The organism is Viridibacillus sp. d25.2 (assembly GCF_055456015.2).
The window spans coordinates 1,532,098-1,550,461 of the sequence record NZ_CM196652.1 but is presented as its reverse complement, the minus strand read 5'-3'; the positions used below and the strand labels follow the sequence as shown (position 1 = coordinate 1,550,461).

The window sequence follows — 18,364 nt, the reverse complement described above, 5'->3', positions numbered from 1 at the left end:
TTAGCATATATAATGATTTTCTAACAAATAAAGAGTATCTACCATAAAAAATGTGCAAGATACTACACTAACTATTTCCCAGAAAATAATAAAAGCATTTCCATTGAGATATTGATCTCTTTGGAAATGCTTTTTGTCATTCTATTGTTTCTTATTAACCATTAGATAAGACGCGTTTTGCATCTTCACGAATAGCTTCTAGACGTTTTTTATCTTCTACACGTTGTACTGCTTGTTCTTCTTTAACTGCTTTATATTCATCAATTCCTGTAACAATGGTATCCCACATATTCTCAATCGTTTCCATTTTAATACTTGAGCTCCCAGAGCGGCGGGCGATATCTACACTTTGTTGCATGATGTCGCTTGTTACATCTTGAAGCATTTGGTTAGCACGATCTTCAAACGCATTTAAAGAGTCCGCATGTAGCTTTTGGCGTCGTGCATTGACTGCATTTATAATCCCCATTTTAAAGACTGGGATCGTTGTTACAAACGCACTGTTAATTTTGGCAACCAAATCATTATTACCTCGTTGCATTGTTTTGATTTGTGGTGCAGCAATCACCGCAACCATACGTGCTTTTTCAAGGTCATCTACTTTACGTTCTAGTAATTCCTGTACTGTTCTTAAGTTTTCAAGCTCGATACGCGCCATTTGGTTTCCACCACTTACACGAGCTTCACATTCAGGCACTAACAACGTTTTCACTTCATCTAGCTTCATTTCTGCTGCGACAATATACTTCTCTAATTCGAAGTAATATTCAATATCCTCTTGATATAACCCTTCTAAATCACGGTTATTACTTTTCAATTCTTCTTCAATAATCATAAACTGTGCATGGATTTTCTCAATTTCTTTACCAAGCGTATTGTATTTATTGAAAAGAGCTTCTACCTTTTGCTTAGCCCGTTTGAAAATTTTATCCAACATACCAGGCTCTTTTGTTAGTTCATTTTTGTCAAATTTATTCATTAACTTTTCTAATTGATTTAACAGTTCACTTGATTGATCTAATTTAGATACTGTCATTGTATCTAGAATTCGGTCAGAGAAACGTGACAGTTTGATTGCTGGCTCTTTACCTAATGATAGTAAATCGATTTGATTTCTAATGTCTATCATCTTCACGATTTTTTGGACTTCAGGTTCCTGGCGTAACTGCAATTTCATTTCATTTGCTGTTTGTTCGTTTAATCCATCTTTTTCAATTGCAACTAAATCTGACATCTGGACACTCCCTACTCATAAGCTATAAAAACTTATGGATGAATTTTTTTATAATTGAATTTGGTTTTGCTTTTGGCTCTTGATATGGTTGGTCAAAAACCATATGTTCGAGTAAGTGAACGTCAAATATATCTTTTTCCATATACAATTCCATATCTAATTTACCTGTCGGGTTGTATAGAATGATATCTACACCAAATCTGTTTAAAAAGACTAATAATGCTGCATCTTCACGGGATAGTTCCCCATCCATTTGAGAATGGTATAAAATGAGTTTGGGTATTTCCTGTGAGTAATCAAAGTTCTGCAACAAACGTAACAACTCAACAGGAATCATCGTTGCTGTTTTAAACATAAAGAGCTGTAGATCAATCTCTTTCTCATGTCCAAGAGGTATGAGTGAAGGGTTTTCACAGCAATCTTTGATAGTATGTGCAATGGCCTTCTGAATGGATTCCTGCAATTGACCATATTGCCACCAATCGCTTGCTATCATTTTAGCAGGTGATAATTCATTATTCTCTAAACAATGATTAAAGTGGAATTGGAAATTGGCTTTGCTACTTTTCATATACGGGAACGCTTTTACAAATAGGCTATTCGATCCTTGTGTAAGCTTGTGCATATTCTCCCAATATTCTTCACGATCCGCTGAAATACCTGCAATTTTCGCAAAAATAACCGGAATATATATTTGCTCTCCTACAACTTTGAACTCCGGTCTCACCATCGCTTTTTCATTGCCATAGATGAAAATATCATCATATGTTGTCCGCAATGTAATGGAACGTGGTAAGTGTTCTTTGAACTGCCAAGGCTTGTATACACCTGATTGTTGGTCATGCATTAATTTGTCAAAATGTTTGCTAGAGCGATAACCAACAGTCGCTTGTCGCTCCCGTAATTTATCTGGAAAAGGTTGTAATGTCGTCGTCGTTGCATAACGATAAACAACAGACAGCTGCTCCTTAGTATCTAATGCAGAAAACTCATCTGTCCCAGTTGGAGAAAAAATTAATACATCACATCCAAGTTCCATTAACAATAACAAAAAGTAGCGCTGGCTAATGGTCGACTCTCCGTACCAAACTACTTTAGGAAATTCATCACCGATATCTATTGTCTGTGACCATTTTGCCCAATGGTTTTTAAGCCATTTGATCATATCAATTAAGAAGCGTCTAAATTCGTTTGATAGTAAACCCGCTGCTTGCTGTTCTTTAAATAATTCGATGATGTTAATCATAGTTAGCTGTAAATGCTTATTTATGAAAGCATTAGGGTGTTGTGGGATTAATTGATGTCCATACATCATGGCAACCAAACGATTAATAGACAATCCTTTAGGCGTCTCTTGATGTGCTTTTAAAATAGATTGCACAGCTTGAAAGTCCTTTGGATCGATATATTTATCCAATTCTTCGCTTAACACATGTACTGATTCATTTTTCCCCATATCATATAGAGCGTTATAATAATCATCTTCCTCTACAGGAACACCTAATACACGTACAGCAATCCGGCTAAAATTGAATTTAGCATCATCCAATTCATAAAGCGCTCTATCTTTGCTAGACGCTAAAAACTGCGCTTGCCAATCTGTTGTATCCTTATGTAATATAGGCTCAATTTGCATATTACGCATACAAACTCCTCCTTCCTTAAAGAGTGTGTTTGAACTTATAGTATTTCATTTTCTCTTATAGTGTAACACGATTTACATGCTCTAGAACATCTTGTAGTAGTTCTTTCGTAAAGGCTGTACCATTTTCGATTGAATAGTGAGTTTGTGTTAGTTTTTTCGGCTCTTTATCCTTCATATCACCGTGTAGTGGTGTGTACGAGCGGTCTGCCATTGCTAGCATATTATAGTCCAATATAGAATCGCCAGCCGAAAAATGATAATCGAAGCTGTATTTATTCTTGATGTACGAAACAGCTGCTTCTTTTGTTAGAACATTAGGCATCATATAAAGCTTTTTCTTTTGTAATAACAAATGCCAGCCAAATTCATGTAATTCATCTTTTAATTGCTGTAAAGCATCCTCTTGGACGTTCTCTAGATGAACATGATTGACATAAAATAAGTCATCTACATAAAACGATTGATCCATCCAATTTGAATATTTTATATTTTTCATGATATTCAACATTTGATCGTCTGGAATCGAAGAATCTTCAATAGATTGTCGCAAATGCTTTGCCCAAACTAAATCTGGCTTGCCTTTTTCTAATATAGTACCTCCGTTACTTGTAACTGCAACAACAGGATGTATATCTTGTATGAAATGAATCCGCTCATATTGATGTCGTGAACGAGTGGTAACCGGAACAAATATTGTCTTCTTTTTCACTTCTTTTAATAACTCAATCGTATTGTCACACATCCAACTAGTCTCTACACCGCCTTTACGTTCAACTGCTGTTTTTGGTGCGTTCGTGGGATAAAGTGACATCATATGATTTGAATAGATGAGGGTACGATCTAAATCAGATGTAAATAGTATCTTCATATTAACTCCTCTATACTTTTTTAATGAGTCCACAGCAAGAATAGGACATATTAGGGTATTCTTCAATTGGAATGTTTTTGTCTTTTGCTAATAATAAGACATGTTCTAATTCATCAATACATGCGGGGTTTATCAAAATTTTCCATGGCACACGTCTTAGTAATACTCGAGTTGTTTCCCCGATTCCAGGTTTTACGAGATTGGCGTCAGGTATTTCCATTTCTTTTTGAATAGCTTCAACAGCTTTTATCCCTAGCCAGGTTGGAGCTGTATCTTCTAAGAGACGCTTAACCAAAACACCTCGCGTCTCCTTAGCTATATCCTGGAAATAATTCGAGATTTTATCAACATATAAATTTGATACATCGTCGTCTCGTAACTCTTTATAAAATTTTGCTCCGTGAAAATCCCCTTTTTTCAAAAGAATTTCATTAAATATAGTACGACTTACAAGGCCTGAAACCGTGGAATTTAAACAAGCAGATGGAATTAAAAAGTCCTCTCTTGTCCCGTATAACGAAGAACAATGACCTGGGTCTGCTAAAACCGCTAAATCACTATCAATTTGTGTACCGTAATTTTCGTTATATTTTACACATGATTGCTCTAGCTGTTTTGTAATTGCTCCTTTTCCAGTCCAGCCGTCGATAAATTGAATATTAGCATCAGGATGTTTTTCGAAAATGTAACTAATGGCTGTCTCATCAAAACCTTTACCACGTATGATTGAAATCGAATAATGCGGGATGTCCACACTATAGTGTTCTTTTAAGTAACGCTTAATTAATACGCCGATAGGAGTACCCGCTCTCGCTAAACTGACAAGTACTAAATTCTCAAGGCTCTTTTGTATATTAATTTGCTCTGCTACGACGCCTACTGCAATAGCAATACGCTTTGCATATGCTGTTAAGGTTTTATGAAATAAGGTTAAATATTCTTCAGAAGGCTGATATTCAATGGGTAGCATTTCTGAATAGTGTGTGCCTGATTGAATTAGGCGTTCACGCGCCTCATTGCTCATTTCAAGCGATTGCATACTTAAATCTCGTAACAAAAAGACGCAGTCATCCGATTGATAGCTTCCCATTGGATCTGGTTCATATTTCATTTTACTCATTCATTTCCCTCCCCGTAATTCAGTACGAGGATATATATTTGCTCTATATTCACAGTTTCCAATTGCTCAATAAGCTCTGTTAAAGCCGCTTTATTTGCTATTCTTTCTACCACAAGAAAAAGTTCAGTGTATGGGTGGGTATTTAAATTATATAAGAAGTTCACAACTCCATTATTCTCTGGACTATCAAATGACCATTTCTGCGAAATAGTATATCCTTCTTCTAGAGAAGGATATATTGGGCTACGTGTCGTTGATTGGAAATAGACATCTGATCCCATAAATGATGCTATCCGCATTGGGAGATACATAAATTCTCCGGTCCCTACTACAAGAGCTGGACCTGTTGTACGTAATGTAGTGAGTTGTTCTGCCATTTGCAGTAGTTGTCCGTCAAGCTCATGATGCATTTCAGCAGTTAAGCCAAATCGGCCCGTACCTTGTAAATAGGATGCATTATTCACTTTTTTTTGCTCGTCTGTTGATGTATATTGGAGGATATTATTTGATTTAGCATCAAGTACTTGAATACATGCTTTATTTTGTGATGCATTCTCCAACTTTTGTTCCACTAGTTCCGGTACACCATGCAGTTCAAAGAAACCTTGCACAATAGATATAAAGTGAATAGTAATACCCCACTCTTGCTCTAACTGTTTAAAAATGGCTTGTTTCTCTTGTGGACGCCAATCTAGAATAGACATAATCGTGTAATGCTTAATATGTGGAAAGCGCTCATTTAACGTCTTAATAATATTAATCACTGTATTACCTGTCGTAATTTCATCATCCACTAAAACAATACGTTGTGCTTCCTCAAAAACGGCTTTATTTGTTGAATAAACACGGTGACTTGTCGCATGCGAGTGTTCCTCTTCAAAGCAAACAATTGGCTCAAGTCTATTGATCAATTCTCGCGTTGTATGAATATAAGTGGCATTTGAATCAAAGTTACGGAAAACGGCATGTCCTAAAGCAGTTGCAGTTTCAGCAAAGCCGATAAAAAGTGTCTGATGTTGTAAGTTTACGGGCTGTTTTGTCACTTGCTCATGCGTTTCTTGTAAATTTACTTCACGTCGCAATGCACGAACTACTAGATTTTCTAGTTCATTCATTTCACCGTATGTCTCTCTCATAAAACGCATACTTAATAAAGTACCTACTAATAAAGGTATTTGTGGCTCAATTGCCAAATGCTTTCCGAGTACTTTGCTAACAAAAAGAAATCCTCTCTTTTTATTAATACGCGTCGCCATTTGAAATAAATCCTCAATGTTAAATTGATATGGATTGTCATTTATAGTTACGGTAATTTCATAATCACCTAAAATCGGTAATCGTTGCTCATATTGATTCTTTATCAATTCATTCACCATCCATACTTAATAAAAACGTTGCAAAATCAGCTGATTCATTTAAAACACCAAAAAATTTTGCTCGCATAAGAATTTGTTCTGCCCAAAAGCTATGTGGTTTCATCTCGTTCATCTTATTTGCATATTGACTCTTCAAAACACCTTTAGAACCGTCATTATGCTGCTTGATACTAAGTGCATCCATATACTCTTCATGCGTCACAGCATAAAGCGCATGGACATAACGAATATGTGAGGGATGGATAATCGTCTTTCCTACTATGCCATTTTGTTTATCTAACAATACCTCTTTTACTAAACCATCTATATATTTATCTAGAATTGCCTGACGTTCATTAACGGCTCCATTTTTGATAAACGGGGTTTGTCTTAACGTTGGTTTTAACACACGCTCGTGACTAAAGTATTCCCATACAGGGCCTGAAATTACATAGGCATTCGGTTGTCTTTTAAACACATTGATGATGTCAGCCATACAATCTCTTATTATAGAAACATCATAGATCGTCGAATCTGCACTGCGACGAATACCATATATACCACAGAAATCAGTTGCGCCAATACGGACATTTAAAACAAGTTCACGATACTGATCTAGTAAATGTTTTATTGCCAAAAGTTTTTCTAAGCGTAGCTCTTTGTATATAATATCTGGTGTTTCTAAAATTGGCATACCATAGATTGTTAGATTAAATTGTTGTTTCGCTTTTGTTAATAAAGAAAAAAATTCATGTCCTACTTCGGCAGTAAATTTCGGAAATACATATCCCGTTAGCACCACTTGCTTACGGCCCATTGCTTGCATTAAACGATGTAATTGCTCAGGATCTCTAACACGAATAAATACAAGTGGGATATTTTCTATTACTGAGGCATCTTGTACATACTTTTCATAAAGTCTGTCCATTGCCTTTACAACTAACTTTTCAGCTTTATCAACATCATGATCACCAACTGCGTCCTCTAAATCTATTACTAGAGAAGTTAGATCATTGTATTTACGATTTTGAATTACTTCATCTAACTTCGGCAAGGTGCCGGGCATATATAAGGTTGCACCTAATGAATAGGCTAATTCTTGTGGATTATCCCATTTCGTAAAATGTTCTGGTGCTTTATAGAAAATTGTATCTAACATATTTTCAAAATGTCTCATATTGTTCTCTCCAAAGCTTTAAAATGGCATTACAAGTTCATAGAAAAAGGCATTCTATGAGTCTAAATTTAGTCGACTAATAGAACGCCTTCATGCTTGGTGTTACATATTTTCAAGGTTTTTCTTATTTCTGAAATGTACAATGAATGTACCTAAGAAAGCAACAATTAAGATAAGGAAGAAAGTTGTATTCTCCATGTGGAAACCGAATACACCTGCAAACATTTTAATCGCAATAATAGCGATTAATATAAAGGCTGTCGTCTCCATCTCTGGAACTCTTTCGATTAATGTAAGGAATACACCTGCAATTGTTCTCATCATAATAATTCCAAGAATTCCACCTAATAATAGGACCCATACTTGGTCAGAAATTGCAAAAGCAGCTAAAATAGAGTCAACGGAAAAAGCAATATCCATTAATTCTACAGAAATAACTGTTGCCCAGAATAAGCCAAATACACGTACAGTCCAGGATCCTTTTTTAAACTCTTTTGCTTCGTCATCTTCTCCCCCCTTATTCTTGAAGTGAGAATAGACAATCCAGCCTAAATAAGCGGCACCTAGAACTTTAACAAGTGAGAATTTGACAAGGTAAACACCAATTCCTATAAATATAAATCGGAAAATGTAAGCACCGAACATTCCGTAAAGAAGTGCTTTTTTTCTTTGTTCTGGTGGTAAGTGTTTTACTAATACAGCTAATACAAGTGCATTATCTGCAGATAAAAGTCCCTCCATTACAACAAGAGAGCCGATTAAACCCCAAGCTTCAGGGCTTTTTAATACCTCTCCCCACATTTCCCAATTGAAGAATTGAGCGTATGTACCAAATATTTCGTTTAGTATTTCCAAGTGACTTTCCTCCGTTAAATACATATTAAATTGTATGATTACTACTAAATCTTATTGAAGTCCATATGCGTTTACTAAAGCTCCTAAGCCACCTTGGTAACCTGAACCTACCGCAGCAAACTTCCAATCATTATTGTGACGGTATAATTCACAGAATACAACTGCTGTCTCAATGCTGAAGTCTTCACCTAAATCATATCGTAGTACTTCACTTTGCGAATCTTCATTTAATAAACGGACATATGCATTTGACACTTGTCCAAAGTTTTGGCGACGAGTATCGGCTTCATGAATCGTAACAGTTACTACAACTTTTTCGATTTGCGGAGAGATTTTGCTTAAATCCACAAGAATTTTCTCATCGTCTCCGTCACCTGCACCCGTACGGTTATCACCTGTATGTGTAATAGATTGATCTGCACTAACTAGGTTGTTGTAGAAGATAAAATCTTGTTCGTTACGGCATTTCCCCGATGCATCTAATAAAAATACAGATGCATCTAAATCAAAATCTTGACCGCCATCAAACTGTTTTACATCCCAACCTAAACCGATTCCGATATTTTTTAAACTAGGATCATTTTTTGTTAAATCGATTCGTTGTCCTTTACTAAGCTGAATTGCCATATACAGACACCCTTTCTAAAGTTAATAATAGAAAATTAGTTCACATCTAAGCCGTAATCATTACAAAGTGCAGCTAATCCACCTTGGTATCCAGCACCAATCGCATTGAATTTCCACTCTGCTCCGTGACGATAGATTTCACCAACAACAACTGCTGTTTCAATACTGAAATCTTCACCTAAATCATAACGTACGATTTCTTCATTTGTATTAGCATTCACTACACGAATAAATGCATTTGAAACCATACCGAAGTTTTGACGACGCGCTTCTGCATCGTGAATTGTTACTGTAAACGCAACACGTTCAATAGATGCTGGAATTTGGTTCAGTGATACTTTTGATGTCTCGTCATCTCCATCTCCAGCACCTGTTAAGTTATCACCAGAATGCTCAACAGCACCGCCAGCACCTTTTGTATTATTATAGAAGACAAAATCTTCTGGAGCAGTCACTTTGCCGTTTGCACCTAATAAGAATACCGAAGAATCTAAGTCAAAATCTCCGCCACCATCATATTTGTTTGTATCCCAACCTAATCCAACTATTAGATTAGTTAATCCAGGGTTTGATTTTGTTAAATCTACTTTTTGTCCTTTTTGCAATGAAATTGAAGCCATTTGAAATTCCTCCTAAATATTAATGTGCTATTTTATTGAAATCTATTACAAACTTCGCCTAATTTAGCATCTGTTGTACCATCACCAATGGCACCAAATTTCCATTCGCCGTTATGACGGTAAATTTCACCCGCTACCAACGTTGTTAAATCAGCATAGTTTTCAGATAAGTTATAACGAATTAATTCATTTCCAGTATTGGGCTCAAACACACGAATATATGCATTTTGTATCAAACCGAAATGTTGTTTACGCTTGACACAATCATAAATATTAACAACAAACACAAGCTTGTCATAATCTGCTGGTACAGCTTTTAAATCGATAGAAATGACTTCATCATCGCCGTCTCCATCACCCGTTAAGTTATCTCCAGAGTGCTGAACAGATTCACATTTACTTTTTAATTTACCGAAATATACGACATCTTTACCATCTTTTAAATGACCATCTTTTAACATTAATACAGAGGCGTCACAGTCAATATTACTACTGCTTCCTCCACCACCAAATAGTCCGCCTAGAAGACCTCCACTTTTCCCTTGGCTAACAGGGTCCCATCCTAATCCAACCATTACACGATTTAAATCTGCTTTACCCTTTGTTAAATCGACTCTTTGACCTTTTTGTAAATTAATGCCCATAGTCATTCACTCCTTATTATTAAAAAATCCGCACATATTTCAAAATTAATTTGAAAAGAAAATCATCATTGAACCTAAACACTTCATCATTGTAAGTATATAACAAATGTTAAGGTTATTAGTAACATTCTCTTTGAATCAAATTATATTATATACCCAATAATAGATTCATTATTGGTCTATTGCTTCTGCTGCATTTCCACCTTTTTATGTAAGAATTACTTCGTGTAGCAACTAGCTTATACGGCTTAATACTATATACGATTATAACATTAAATGGTTTCATTTTATTTTTCAAATCTTAGACAAATAAAAAGGGAAATTTCTTAATCTATTGTCGATTAAGAAATCTCCCTTTTTTTATTATTTTATTCATAATTTCTATTTATTCATGCAATTTCCCAGGAAATAGTTGCAAGAAAAACTGTTCAATATACGAAAATAAATTACCAGAATCCTTTTTCTGAGCCTCTTCTACAATTCCCTCCAAATTAAGCATTTGCTCTTTTCCATCACCTGTATAGTAGAGTGTATGATCATAAACTCTTAAATCACTCGACTCTTGTTCATTAATCTTCATTTTTTTTGAACCATCCATATGAATTCTAGTTAAATAACCATTCTTATCTTTATTACTAAAATACAACCAGTCTCCAGCTTTCACTAAGTACTTTGCATTTGTATTTGATATTTCCTTCTCATTACTTGTCGTTGTATCTCGCGTATAAATACCTCTACTACCGTTTGCCTTTGTATAGTAAACCTGGTCTCCAGATTTCACAAAGTCTTCGGTATCTCTAATAAAATTATACGATGAATCTGACGCTGCTTTATAATCTTTTGTCACCCATCTATGATCTTCAGCCAATACTGAATCAGATAACAAGAAATATTTGCTACTTACTATACCTTCACGATCTGGTGTAGGGTCATTAAAGGTAGAATCGACATGATACCACTTACCATCTACCTTTACTAAATTCCATGAATGAGCTACTTGATCGACATACCCTATAACATATCTCACATCAATTCCTGCTGCTTGATATAATTTATAGGCTGCTAGTGTATAGCCTTGACAAACTGCTTCTCCTTCTTTAAAAACAGCATAAGCCGAGTGAGCGCTTGCTTTAGTATCCGATCCGTACTTTGTATTTAATACGATATAATTATTAATCGCTTTTACTTTGTCAAAATCACTCATCTTTTCAGATATCTCTTCTTTTATGAAACGCTTTACTTGTGCATCTACATACTGTTCTTGACTCTTGGACGTATGATATGAAAACGTATAGTTTATAATAGCTGAACTTGAATTGTATTGATAATGAATTTTACTCTCTTTAAAACTACCTGAGAGATAATCATCTGCAGCTAAAAGTTTTTCCACAACTCCATTTATTTGCTCCATCTTTGGTGTAATATCTCCCTTATAAGAGATTATTAACTTTCCTTCATAATTGTGCATAGCCTTAGATACAGCTGATTTAAGACCTTTAACAGAGGAAACAGTGACGGCATCTTTTGCAGCTGATACTTCCAAAATCCCGTCCCTACTACTTGATAAAGCCAATATCAATATTAAACTGAAAATCGATAGGTACCAATTTACCTTTCTCACGTCATTATCACATCCTCTACATCATCAGTCTACATTCAATATACACCATATTCAAATTTTTTATTAGATAAATAAAAAGAAGGACAGTACAGAAAGTCCCCTTTCCTATTATACGTTTTAGAGTCCTAAGTATTCCCAAAAAAGAACTCTAAACAGACTATTTTGATTCTTCGTTTGTAGTTTTTTATTTTAAACTCGAAATAAATTTACCTACATTCTTTATTATTTCAAGTTCACTTTAAGAAATGGCAAATTTATTTTTGGATACCACTTAAGCTTGGTCGACAAGATAAACTGAATTTAGAAGTCTTATTATTTCATTTGAATGCAAGCTATAGAAAACGAGTATTTGAATTGGCACGAAATTGTTACTTTATGTACTCCTTCCCATTATAATTACTCCTTTTCAAGTTAGTACAAGCAAGTCTTCAAGCTATTTGATATGATAATAACAGAATGAAGAATGTACTGAGGTGGTTTTGTGCAAGACATAATACAAAAAATGCAATCGCTTGGCTTTAACCAATATGAAGCCAAAGCATATTTGGCATTAGTGCGACTTGGCTCTGCCAGTGCTTATCAAGTAAGCAAGGACTCAGGTATACCACGTGCACGCATATACGAAATATTAAACGGACTTGAAAAACAAGGGCTTGTCTTGAAAGAAGAAATTAATGAAGCTGCGCAATATTCTCCGCTCCCTGTAGATGTTTTTTTAGAATCAATGCAGTCAAATTGGCGCACTAATTTTGAATCCATTAGCGAGTCGTTAAAGGAGCTTGAAAAAACTGAACTGACACCCGATAATCGCGTAGCAACATTAAAAGGTGCCGAACATATTCTCTCCTTCTGTCGCACTCTGCTGAAAAAGGCTGAGAAAAAAGTGGTGATTTCATTTTGGGGAGATATGTATGAAGAATTACTTGTAGATTTACAGTCAACCTCCAAAACCTGTGCTTTAAAAGGCATCGTCTTTGAAATTGAACAACCATTACTTGGTTTAGATCATCATCGCACAACTACTTATACAGAGAATATTGGTCATCAAAAGTGGTTTATCTTATCTATTGATGGGAAAGAAATGATTTATGGTCCCTCCATCTTGGAAAGAGAAACCGCTTTTTATACCGACGATCCAATCCATATTTATTTATTAGAAAACTATATCTGGCACGATATTCTTGTCAATCGTTTAGTCAAAAAACAAAATGATACAGTAGAAAAATGGATTGCAACTGAAAGAGAGAAATTTTTTTCAATATAAACTGAAAATCACCTTCGCATTTTATCTTGCGAAGGTGATTTTTTTTATAAAATATGTAAATAATCAAGTACGTTTTTAAGGATTAGAATAACCGTGACAAAAATAAATAACAATCGCACATAACGTGCTCCCTTTTTGATTGCAAATCTCGAACCTACAATAGCACCTACAATCATTGCAAGCCCCATTGGTATCCCATATGAGAAATTAACAGCTCCGAGAAATAAGAACATTATGAGCGCAGCAATATTACTAGCAAAATTCAAAAACTTCGCACTTCCTGCGGCTTGTAAAAAATCAAACCCAATCATTAAAAATGCGAAGATAAAAAACGAACCGGTCCCGGGTCCTAAAAAGCCATCGTAGAATCCGATAATTGTCATTACCGCTGTAAAAATCAGCGCTTTCTTTTTATCTAATTTCGCATAAGTGGACTTTTGACCCCAATTTTTTTTGAAGATTGTATATGTTGCCACAGCAATTAAAAGTATTAACACAAGCGGCTTCAGCACTTCTGGTGATATAAAATGTACAAACCATGCACCGAACATCGAACCAAAGAACACGAGTGGGAAGTATTTACCGACTATTTTAAAATCGATTTTTCCGGAGCGAAAAAATGAAATAGTACTTGTAAGGGACCCCATTGACCCTGCTAGCTTATTCGTCGCAATCGCAGTAGAAGGTGATAAACCAGTAAACATTAATGCAGGAATTGAAATCAAACCGCCCCCTCCAACGACTGAATCAATAAATGCTGCTAAAAATCCAAATGCAATTAACAATAAAAGTGTATATAAGTCTAAATCCATCATGCAAACCATCTCCCTAACTTTCTAATACAGCAAATAACGTTACTACTTTAATAGTAACTATAGTTTGTTGCATTGTAAATAGAAAAAATGTGCATTTTCTAAATTATATAACTATTCTTCAATATGTTTCGTATACTAATTTATAGAGAGGAATAATTCAATGATCAATATCATTTTCACTATCGGAGTTATAGCCCTTCTCGTTGCAGGACTTCTAATAGGGGCATGGCAAACTGACCGAAGATCAGTTCAAAATATTACATCAGAAGATCGTGATATAAGGATGAGAATAAGTACATATAGTTTAGCAGTTGGCGTAATTTGTTTAATAATCGTTTGGGTACTTTGGTATTTTGGCATTAAATAAGGTAGTAAAAGCAATTGCTTTTACTACCTTATTTGTTTAGATAATCACGTTGTAATCCATTTTACTTAACATTTTATAATAATTTTTAAAATATGATGTTGAATTCAATTCAGCACAATTATTTAAAGTAGAAAAAGCACTTTCTATAAGAAATGCTCTTGGTTCTTCCTTATTCAACAATTCTTGTTGAATAAAAGAAAGAAGATTTAAATAAGTATCTCTTTTTGAGTTCTCATTAACAAATACTTTTTCAATTTCCCTTCTTAAAGCAAGAGTTGTAAAGGATAATTCATTATCAAAGAAATCATCGTTATTAACCTGTGGGAAAAGTTTATTTACTTGTTCCGGCGTGAAAATTCGATCCCCTTTTCTACTTATATCATCTAAAATATTCATAATACGATCCATACAATACTTAGCTATCTCCTTATCTGAAATACTTTCATGTAAAATTTTCGTCGTTTGAAGAAAACTTTGCATAATACCATTGAACATAATAGCACAGTCAAATGAATAAGGTTGTTTATCATTTGGAAGTATATTCAAAAACCGACCATGTACCCACTGTAAAAACATAAATTTGAAATTTTTAATGAATTTAATTAGATCAGGATCATTTGAAACAATCACATCATTTAATAGCTGATGTAATTTATTTTTTCGATTTTCCCTAATCATTAAACTCACTTGTTCTATAAACACATTAACATCAGAGATATCTTTTCCAATCATTAATTTATCTCTTTTCTCTTTTAGCTCATCTAACATTAATTTAAAGACGGATTTAAAAAGATCAGCCTTAGAAGGAAAGTAATTATAAAATGATCCTTTAGAAATACCACAGTGATTAAGAATATCTTGTATCGATGTAGAATGATAACCCTTATCTATAAATAACTCATGAGTTTTTTCAATAACTTGCTTTTTTCGTTTATTCATCTAAATACCCCTTTGAACAATGGCTGTTTATACTCTTATGTACATCTTACCACAATGACTTAATTAGGAATTTTTAGAATTTCAATTTAAATGATAACAGCAAACACATTTACCATTTTTCTGTCAGAATAATGTGGTACATCGATTGTTAGGAAATTTAAAAATAAAAAAACTCATCAATCAAATAAGGGACTGGCGAGTTTTACATCATGACATCTCGCTCAAAAACACAATTACAACTCATTAACTATCATCCTTATTCTCTTATTAGTTTTTGTATAGTATCTATAATTGTAACATCAGCCGTAACCAATCTTATTACCCTACTTTTTTCATCATCAATCACCCGTTTACTCTGTCATACATTTTCACCTAGCTCACTATTATCAAGTGGCATCAATTTTATAGTTTTTTCTAATGAAATATATGGTAAGGTAAGTACTGTTATATATACACTATGGAGGTATTACAATGAAAAGAATCATTCTTACAACATTTGCATCAACATTACTACTAGGATTATCTGTTCCCCCTTTAGAAACAGATGCTGCTGCTAAATCGTTTAAAAACTGTACAGAGCTTAACAAAGCTTACAAGGGTGGCATTGCTAAAGATAACAAAGTAAAAAACAAAGGCGGTAAAACTAAATATAAACCTACAGTATCTGCCAAACTTTACGCGGCTAATAAGTCGAAAGACCGTGATAAAGATGGCATTACTTGTGAAAGATAAAACCTCCTCATAATAAAACAAGCATCTTCCTATAGTAGAAGATGCTTATTTTTATTTACTTTTACTTTATAATTGCTGATATTTTTTACAATCTGGACACTTGCCATAGATTTCAAATTTGTGATCATCAATTTCGTATGAAGGTAGTTGCTCTTGTAGGAGGTCCATTGGGCAAAGATGAATTTCTTTAATATTGCCACACGCCATACAAATGAAATGGTGATGATGATGTTCCGTTTCACATTGCATGCGGAAGTGACGCTCGCTGGAAAGTTCGGTTTCTTCAAGTATTCCTAGCTGTACAAAAGTAGCAAGATTACGATAGATTGTGTCGTAACTCATACCTGGGTAATCTTTTTTCATAACAAGTAATAGGTCACGTGCGGTTAAGTATTTTTCTGTAGCCGCGAACATATCTAAAATTTGCTCTCGTTTGTCCGTTTTTTTATAGCCATTCTCTTTTAAAATTTCCAATGCTCTAGAAATATTCATACCCAAACTCCTCCTTGTAAATTAAGCGCGTACGCTCATCGCAATCTTCTTGCCTACAATAACGATTAATAAAATCAAAATAGAGATTACAACGATTGTTCCACCAGGTGCTAAGTCTAAGTAAAAGGCTGATACAAGACCTGCAATAACAGCTATTTCCCCAAAAATAATTGCATATAATATAGCTTGTTTAAAGCCTCTCGCAATACGAATACTTGCTGCTACTGGTAACGTCATTAATGATGAAACTAGTAAAATCCCAACAATTCGCATACTAGCAGCAATAACTAGAGCTGTCACAATCATAAATAATAAGTGAATCCATTTTGCAGGCAAACCACTCGCCTTTGCATATTCATCATCAAATGATAAAACGAATAATTCTTTATAAAATAAATATATAAATGCTATCACTAACAAAGCTATTGCCACAACTATAAATAAATCCTGTCTACTAACAGCTGATACTGAACCAAATAAATAACTAAATAAATCAGTGCTAAAGCCCTTTGCAAGTGAGATGAAAATTGCACTAATCCCAATCCCACCAGACATAATAATTGGAATTGCTAACTCCTCATAATGCTTATAAAGTCGACGTAATCGTTCAATAAGTACAGAGCCACTGACAGATGCCACAATCCCCAAATAAAGCGGATTAAGTAATGCTAGACCTGTGAACGTTTGGCTTAGATAAAGACTACCAGCTATCCCTGCAAGGGTTACATGGCTTAGAGCATCCGCAATTAACGATAATCTTCTTACGACGATAAAAACACCAAGTAACGGAGCAATGATTCCTATAATAATGCCAGATAAAAATGCGTTTTGTAAAAATTCATAATGTAGTATAGATGAAATCATTGCGTCTTCTCCTCTTTAGTATGGTGAATTTTACGTACTGTGTGACCATACCAAGCATTCAATTGATCATTAGATAACGAATCATAATCGTTTTTGAAGCCGTGAAAATGAATTGTTTGATTTAAACAAGCAACATGACTTATATGATTTGAAACGGTATCGACATCATGTGTTACTAAAATCATTGTCATTTTATGGTGCTCATTTAAGTTTGCGAGCATATCATAAAATGACTGCACATTTTCGTGGTCAATACCGACTGTCGGCTCATCTAAGATTAATAACTTCGGCTCTGCGACAAGCGCTCTTGCTATAAAGACACGTTGCTGTTGCCCGCCTGACAACTCACCGATATTCCGATTCGCAAAGCCATCCATTCCGACGTCTTGTAATGCTTGCATCACTTTATCATTTTGATCAGCTAAGTGGCGCTTGAAAAGACCAATCTTTTTTGTTAAGCCACTTGCAACAACTTCCTTTACTGTTGCTGGAAACCCTGAGTTAAACGAGTTTGATTTTTGTGAAACATAACCAATCAACTCACGCTTTTTAAATGTGTTTGCTGGCTGTCCAAATAATTCAATTTGACCGGAAGTTGTTTTCATCAACCCTAAGATTAGTTTTAACATTGTTGATTTCCCCGAGCCATTTGGTCCGAGTAATGCGAGAAAATCGCCTTGCTCCACTTTTAAAGAAATATTTGATAACACTTGAGTATAGTCATATTGGAATGAAACATTTTTAAGTTCGATTAAAGGCACTTGCGCCATATTCTTCGCTTCTTTCTAATTCAGAATCATTACGATTTACAAAGAATTAGTATAAGTGAAAGATAGGACTTTGTAAAGAACGAATACTTGAAAGGGTGAAAGTATGGATTATATGTCATTAATACAGGAATTCCAAGGCAAATCGGATGAGGAGCTTGCCCTCTATGCAAAAAATTACAAGATTCCATTATCGAAAAAAGAAATTCAAAAGTTGCGCCCACTATTATCGTCCTTTTCCATTCAATGGGTGCTAATGGGGATACCAGATCAAGTAATGCGAGATATTGAGAAAGCCATTGGCAAACAGAAAACAGCAGATTTACTAAAACAGTTTGGCCGCTAAAATTCTTGCAAC

20 protein-coding genes are annotated in these 18,364 nt (G+C 34.7%); 4 read left to right on the top strand and 16 right to left on the bottom strand.

Annotation, left to right across the window (positions count from 1 at the left end; genetic code table 11):
• Nucleotides 1-154: 154 nt before the first annotated feature.
• The 11 genes from ACZLO7_RS07615 to ACZLO7_RS07565 all read right to left on the bottom strand — a co-directional run bounded on the left by ACZLO7_RS07615 (nt 155) and on the right by ACZLO7_RS07565 (nt 11,766).
• Nucleotides 155-1,234 carry a toxic anion resistance protein gene (locus ACZLO7_RS07615; RefSeq protein ID WP_464938627.1) on the bottom strand — a complete coding sequence of 360 codons (1,080 nt, stop codon included), beginning with the start codon at nt 1,232-1,234 and terminating at the stop codon, nt 155-157.
• Between the two features lie 22 nt (nt 1,235-1,256).
• The gene (locus ACZLO7_RS07610; protein ID WP_464938629.1) at nt 1,257-2,879 is read right to left on the bottom strand and encodes a YceG family protein; all 1,623 of its coding nucleotides are present in this window, start codon (nt 2,877-2,879) and stop codon (nt 1,257-1,259) included.
• A 55-nt stretch (nt 2,880-2,934) separates the two neighbouring features.
• On the bottom strand, nt 2,935-3,747 hold the full coding sequence (locus tag ACZLO7_RS07605; RefSeq protein WP_464938630.1) for an HAD family hydrolase: 813 nt from the start codon (nt 3,745-3,747) through the stop codon (nt 2,935-2,937).
• Between the two features lie 10 nt (nt 3,748-3,757).
• Complete coding sequence (locus ACZLO7_RS07600; RefSeq protein WP_464938631.1) at nt 3,758-4,867, bottom strand: cysteine protease StiP family protein; 1,110 nt, start codon at nt 4,865-4,867, stop codon at nt 3,758-3,760.
• Nucleotides 4,864-6,231, bottom strand: coding sequence for a phosphoribosyltransferase family protein (locus tag ACZLO7_RS07595; RefSeq protein WP_464938632.1), 1,368 nt, complete (start codon nt 6,229-6,231; stop codon nt 4,864-4,866). Before ACZLO7_RS07595 ends, ACZLO7_RS07600 begins: the two co-directional genes overlap by 4 nt.
• 1 nt (nt 6,232) lies before the next feature.
• Complete coding sequence (locus ACZLO7_RS07590) at nt 6,233-7,399, bottom strand: HpcH/HpaI aldolase/citrate lyase family protein (RefSeq protein WP_464938633.1); 1,167 nt, start codon at nt 7,397-7,399, stop codon at nt 6,233-6,235.
• A 102-nt stretch (nt 7,400-7,501) separates the two neighbouring features.
• Nucleotides 7,502-8,254 carry a MeeY/MeeF family manganese export membrane protein gene (locus ACZLO7_RS07585; protein WP_464938634.1) on the bottom strand — a complete coding sequence of 251 codons (753 nt, stop codon included), beginning with the start codon at nt 8,252-8,254 and terminating at the stop codon, nt 7,502-7,504.
• A 51-nt stretch (nt 8,255-8,305) separates the two neighbouring features.
• Complete coding sequence (locus ACZLO7_RS07580) at nt 8,306-8,881, bottom strand: TerD family protein (RefSeq protein ID WP_464938635.1); 576 nt, start codon at nt 8,879-8,881, stop codon at nt 8,306-8,308.
• A 35-nt stretch (nt 8,882-8,916) separates the two neighbouring features.
• Entirely contained in the window at nt 8,917-9,501 is a 585-nt protein-coding gene (locus ACZLO7_RS07575; protein ID WP_464938636.1) for a TerD family protein, read from the bottom strand.
• Nucleotides 9,502-9,533: 32 nt separating this feature from the next.
• Nucleotides 9,534-10,145: a TerD family protein gene (locus ACZLO7_RS07570; RefSeq protein ID WP_464938637.1), complete on the bottom strand. Its 612-nt coding sequence runs from the start codon at nt 10,143-10,145 to the stop codon at nt 9,534-9,536.
• A gap of 385 nt (nt 10,146-10,530) precedes the next feature.
• Nucleotides 10,531-11,766, bottom strand: a complete 1,236-nt coding sequence (locus ACZLO7_RS07565; RefSeq protein ID WP_464938638.1) for a transglutaminase domain-containing protein — start codon at nt 11,764-11,766, stop codon at nt 10,531-10,533.
• Nucleotides 11,767-12,247: 481 nt separating this feature from the next.
• Between ACZLO7_RS07565 and ACZLO7_RS07560 the strand changes: the two genes are divergently transcribed.
• Nucleotides 12,248-13,030, top strand: coding sequence for a TrmB family transcriptional regulator (locus ACZLO7_RS07560; protein ID WP_464938639.1), 783 nt, complete (start codon nt 12,248-12,250; stop codon nt 13,028-13,030).
• 44 nt (nt 13,031-13,074) lie between these two features.
• Here the strand turns inward: ACZLO7_RS07560 and ACZLO7_RS07555 are convergent, their stop codons facing one another.
• The gene (locus ACZLO7_RS07555; protein ID WP_464938640.1) at nt 13,075-13,845 is read right to left on the bottom strand and encodes a sulfite exporter TauE/SafE family protein; all 771 of its coding nucleotides are present in this window, start codon (nt 13,843-13,845) and stop codon (nt 13,075-13,077) included.
• 160 nt (nt 13,846-14,005) lie between these two features.
• On the opposite strand from ACZLO7_RS07555, the gene ACZLO7_RS07550 reads away from it, so the two are divergent.
• The gene (locus ACZLO7_RS07550; RefSeq protein WP_464938642.1) at nt 14,006-14,212 is read left to right on the top strand and encodes a DUF5316 family protein; all 207 of its coding nucleotides are present in this window, start codon (nt 14,006-14,008) and stop codon (nt 14,210-14,212) included.
• A 36-nt stretch (nt 14,213-14,248) separates the two neighbouring features.
• Here the strand turns inward: ACZLO7_RS07550 and ACZLO7_RS07545 are convergent, their stop codons facing one another.
• On the bottom strand, nt 14,249-15,151 hold the full coding sequence (locus tag ACZLO7_RS07545; RefSeq protein ID WP_464938643.1) for a TetR/AcrR family transcriptional regulator: 903 nt from the start codon (nt 15,149-15,151) through the stop codon (nt 14,249-14,251).
• A gap of 471 nt (nt 15,152-15,622) precedes the next feature.
• Between ACZLO7_RS07545 and ACZLO7_RS07540 the strand changes: the two genes are divergently transcribed.
• The gene (locus ACZLO7_RS07540) at nt 15,623-15,883 is read left to right on the top strand and encodes an excalibur calcium-binding domain-containing protein (RefSeq protein WP_464938645.1); all 261 of its coding nucleotides are present in this window, start codon (nt 15,623-15,625) and stop codon (nt 15,881-15,883) included.
• Nucleotides 15,884-15,949: 66 nt separating this feature from the next.
• Here ACZLO7_RS07540 and ACZLO7_RS07535 read toward each other — a convergent pair whose 3' ends face one another.
• From ACZLO7_RS07535 to ACZLO7_RS07525, 3 genes are read right to left on the bottom strand one after another with little or no spacing between them, the layout of a single operon-like run.
• Complete coding sequence (locus ACZLO7_RS07535; RefSeq protein ID WP_464938646.1) at nt 15,950-16,375, bottom strand: Fur family transcriptional regulator; 426 nt, start codon at nt 16,373-16,375, stop codon at nt 15,950-15,952.
• 21 nt (nt 16,376-16,396) lie between these two features.
• A complete protein-coding gene (locus tag ACZLO7_RS07530) occupies nt 16,397-17,239 on the bottom strand; it encodes a metal ABC transporter permease (RefSeq protein WP_427751569.1) in 843 nt (280 codons plus the stop codon).
• Nucleotides 17,236-18,009 carry a metal ABC transporter ATP-binding protein gene (locus ACZLO7_RS07525; protein ID WP_464938647.1) on the bottom strand — a complete coding sequence of 258 codons (774 nt, stop codon included), beginning with the start codon at nt 18,007-18,009 and terminating at the stop codon, nt 17,236-17,238. Before ACZLO7_RS07525 ends, ACZLO7_RS07530 begins: the two co-directional genes overlap by 4 nt.
• Nucleotides 18,010-18,112: 103 nt before the next feature.
• Here ACZLO7_RS07525 and ACZLO7_RS07520 point away from each other — a divergent pair, with 103 nt between their 5' ends.
• Nucleotides 18,113-18,352 (top strand): hypothetical protein, encoded by a 240-nt coding sequence (locus tag ACZLO7_RS07520; RefSeq protein WP_053416357.1) that lies wholly within the window; start codon nt 18,113-18,115, stop codon nt 18,350-18,352.
• The last annotated feature ends 12 nt before the right edge of the window (nt 18,353-18,364 follow it).